This window comes from Brunnivagina elsteri CCALA 953, from assembly GCF_002289455.1.
Taxonomy (GTDB): Bacteria; Cyanobacteriota; Cyanobacteriia; order Cyanobacteriales; family Nostocaceae; genus Brunnivagina; species Brunnivagina elsteri.
The window spans coordinates 1-3648 of the sequence record NZ_NTFS01000537.1; the positions used below are offsets into that span (position 1 = coordinate 1).

At 41.2% G+C, this 3648-nt stretch carries 4 protein-coding genes; 3 read left to right on the forward strand and 1 reads right to left on the reverse strand.

The annotated features are described in order from the left end of the window. Positions 1-334, reverse strand: a 334-nt coding sequence (locus CK510_RS27880; protein WP_095724745.1) for a FeoA family protein, incomplete at its 3' end; no start/stop codon positions are given. Between the two features lie 336 nt (positions 335-670). Between CK510_RS27880 and CK510_RS27885 the strand changes: the two genes are divergently transcribed. Genes CK510_RS27885 through CK510_RS27895 form a run of 3 tightly spaced genes read left to right on the forward strand, consistent with a single transcriptional unit; the run spans position 671 to position 3508 of the window. Further along, a complete protein-coding gene (locus CK510_RS27885; RefSeq protein WP_095724746.1) occupies positions 671-910 on the forward strand; it encodes a FeoA family protein in 240 nt (79 codons plus the stop codon). Between the two features lie 2 nt (positions 911-912). Beyond that, entirely contained in the window at positions 913-3255 is a 2343-nt protein-coding gene (gene feoB, locus CK510_RS27890; protein ID WP_095724747.1) for a Fe(2+) transporter permease subunit FeoB, read from the forward strand. A gap of 34 nt (positions 3256-3289) precedes the next feature. Then, a complete protein-coding gene (locus tag CK510_RS27895) occupies positions 3290-3508 on the forward strand; it encodes a FeoC-like transcriptional regulator (protein WP_095724748.1) in 219 nt (72 codons plus the stop codon). The last annotated feature ends 140 nt before the right edge of the window (positions 3509-3648 follow it).

Sequence of the window (3648 nt, forward strand, 5' to 3'; positions counted from 1 at the left end):
CCCCTAAACCGATACGATTATCAGCTAAAGCCACAATTACAGAACCCCCACTTGTGCTAATAATTTGAACCTCACATCCAGCAACAAATCCCATCCCAATTAGCCGCTTGACCATACCCTCACTGCCTTTGAGCCTGACTATTTTTAGGCGATCGCCCATACAAGCCATTGCTAAGGGAAAAGATTTACCTGTATTAAACTCGACTGAAATTTCAGCATAGTTTTCTGAAGCTTCTGAAGTTGTAGGTGTCTCCCCCAAAAAGCTGAACTCACCCCAACTTCCAGGTTTCGCTTCTTGATTCTGCTCGTTCTCCGAATCGTTATTTTTCCCCATCAATCTCCCATTAGTTACTAAAGTTTTGCAATATTGCCCAAATTATGCAGATATTTACCTGATAATCGTATCGGTTTAGGGGTAGGTATGGCACAAAAAATTATGTGTATTAATGCATAGAAAATTGGGTATGGGAAGTTGGCGGAAATTATACTCAAAACGGCTAGAAAATAGACTTGTTAGTACCCAAAAATCAATTGGTTAAGCGTCTCGGAGTGACTTCCAAAGGTAGTCATATCTATTGAGAGAGGTTTTATATTCAGTCAAGTTTTAAACCGTTTGTAGCATACCAACTTTTAATTATTAAACATATTTACACTTAATTAGAAAACGGAAATGGGTGATAAAAAGCAACTGCGGGATTTAAGTGTGGGCTGTACTGGGCGGGTGGTTGGTTACGAAAAAGCAAATCGTGGCTACAAAAGCAAATTACTAGCAATGGGACTGACACCAGGGACAGAATTTACTGTAACTCGGTACGCACCCTTGGGAGACCCAATCGAAATCCAGGTGCGGGGTTTTAAACTCAGTCTGCGTAAGGATGAAGCTAATGCCCTTTTTGTGGAGGAAGTATAAAAATGACACAACAGATAATTGGGTTGGTGGGTAATCCCAACTGCGGTAAAACTACCTTGTTTAATGCTTTGACGGGTGGGAATCAGAGGGTGGGAAACTGGTCTGGGGTGACGGTTGAGCGCAAGGAAGGCAAGTATAGTCACAATGGAGAAGATATTACCATTGTTGACTTACCTGGTGTATATTCTCTGGATGCAGAAGACGCAGATACTGGACTTGATGAATTGGTAGCGCGGGATTATCTGCTAAGTGGGGAAGCCCATGTAATTATTAACATTGTTGATGCTTCCAACTTAGAACGGAATTTGTATCTCTCTACCCAAATCATGGAAATGCGCTTACCGATGATTGTGGCGCTAAACATGATGGATGTTGCCAAAGAGCGAGATATTCGGATTAATTGCAATTTACTTGCCGAGCGTTTGGGTTGTGTTGTGGTTCCCATGAGTGCTTCCTCTAATAAGGGAGTAGCAGAATTAAAAGATGCAATTAACCAAGCTTTAGCTGCACCAAAAGTACCATCTAGTTATGTAGCTTACCCCGCAGTAATTGAAGATGCGATCGCACAATTAGTCCCATTCATTAATGAATATAGCCCTAACCGTGCCGTTGATGCCCGTTGGACGGCGTTAAAACTCTTAGAATATGAAGATAGAATTGCTCCCGAACTCCGCAGTCAAGAGTTACAGCAGATAATAGTGGAAAATCGGCGACGAGTTCATCAAACTTTAGATGATGACTTGGATATTATTATCGCTGACAGCCGTTATACTTTTATTCGCAATTTAACCCAAGGTGCCGCCGAACGTACCAGGGAAGTTAAGGCAAATATTTCCGATAAAATTGACCAAGTTGTCTTAAATCGCTTTGCAGGTATTCCGATTTTCCTGTTGATTATGTACCTGATGTTCTCCATCTCAATTAACTTTGGTGGTGCATTTATTGATTTCTTTGACATTACCTTTGCGACGATTTTTGTTGATGGTTTTGGTAAACTCTTAGAAAGCTTCAAAGCACCAGGTTGGTTGGTGGGACTTTTGGCACAGGGAGCAGGTGGTGGTATCCAAACAACAGCCACTTTTATTCCCCAAATTGGGATGATGTTTTTGTGTTTATCAGTCTTAGAAGACTCTGGCTATATGGCACGGGCTGCTTTTGTGATGGATAGACTCATGCGGTTTGTCGGGCTTCCCGGTAAATCTTTTGTACCAATGATGATAGGATTTGGCTGTAATATTCCCGGAATCATGGCGACACGCACATTAGAAAATAAACGCGATCGCATGATGACGGTGATGATGAATCCTTTCATGTCCTGTAGTGCGAGATTGGCAGTTTATGCCCTATTTTGCGGTGCATTCTTCCAAACAGGAGGACAAAATATTGTTTTAGGTCTTTATTTGTTGGGGATTTTTGCAGCAGTCTTCACCGGGTTAATTTTAAAGAACACCCTATTAAAAGGAGAAGCTGCACCCTTCATTATGGAATTACCTCCTTACCACATCCCCAAAATTAAAGGTGTATTGTTACGAACTTGGGACAGATTGAAAGCTTTTATCCAGAAAGCTGGGATTGCGATCGTAATTATGGTGATTGTCTTGGGTTTCATGAATTCCGTCGGTACAGATGGTTCTTTTGGCAAGCAAGACAGCAAAGATTCAATTCTCAGTGCTTTTAGTCGCCAGATAACACCAGTATTTACACCAATGGGAATTGAAAAAGACAACTGGCCTGCCACTGTTGGTTTGATGACTGGGGTGTTTGCCAAGGAGGTAATGGTAGGTACATTAAACTCTCTGTATACAGGTTTAGCAGAAGAAGAAAAAGCAGCGACAGCAGAACCTGAAAAGCCTGAAGAATTTAGCTTTTGGGGTGGTATAGGTAAAGCATTTACCAGTATTCCTGATAATTTAGGAAAACTTTCTGGTCAACTTCTTGACCCTCTCGGCTTAAGTGCTGCTGATGTTTCCGCAGACCAAAAAGATTTAGCAGAAGCTCAAGGTGTCTCTGTTAGCACTTATGGACAAATGGAAAAAAGATTTGCAAGTAAATCTGCTGCTTTTGCATATCTGCTGTTTGTATTGCTGTACTTCCCTTGCGTTTCTGCAACTGCCGCATTGTACCGCGAAACTAATTTGGGCTGGACAATATTTGCTGGTACATGGACAACTGGTTTAGCCTATTGGGCAGCAGTTTCATATTACCAAATTGCCACATTTGCCCAGCATCCGTCATCCTCAATAGCTTGGATTGTGGGACTGACTGTAACTATGGGTATTACCTTATTTGGATTAAAAATGGCTGGTTCAAAACGTTCTAATAAACGTGAAGCAATAAGTAGTTAGTTATTTGATAAAACAAATAACAAAGGAGAAAAGCATGTTAAGTGAACTACAAAAGTTTCTAACCGAACATAAAAGAGTTTCCCTTGCTGACTTGAAACTACATTTCCGCATGGATGGAGAACCTTTGCGGGAAATGCTAAATCGACTAATTCGTAAAGGTCGAGTTCGCAAAATGGAAGATGGAAAAAAGTGTGGTGGATGTCATAGTTGTGCTGATGATGCGATTGAATTTTATGAATGGGTAAATTCATAAATAGCATCTTCTTAATAAGTGGTGACGCAAAAATATTTATACATTCCGAAAATCTCAAACCCTCGTCATTGCGACGTAAGGTAGACGCGCTTCTTCGGCTACTTACAGAAATAGCTAACGCGCTTACCGGCAGGGTAGCA

Bases quoted from the DNA above. Each gene is read 5' to 3' on its own strand.
- CK510_RS27895 (WP_095724748.1), top strand. From the start codon at position 3,290: ATGTTAAGTGAACTACAAAAGTTTCTAACCGAACATAAAAGAGTTTCC.
- CK510_RS27885 (WP_095724746.1), top strand. From the start codon at position 671: ATGGGTGATAAAAAGCAACTGCGGGATTTAAGTGTGGGCTGTACTGGG.
- feoB (WP_095724747.1), top strand. From the start codon at position 913: ATGACACAACAGATAATTGGGTTGGTGGGTAATCCCAACTGCGGTAAA.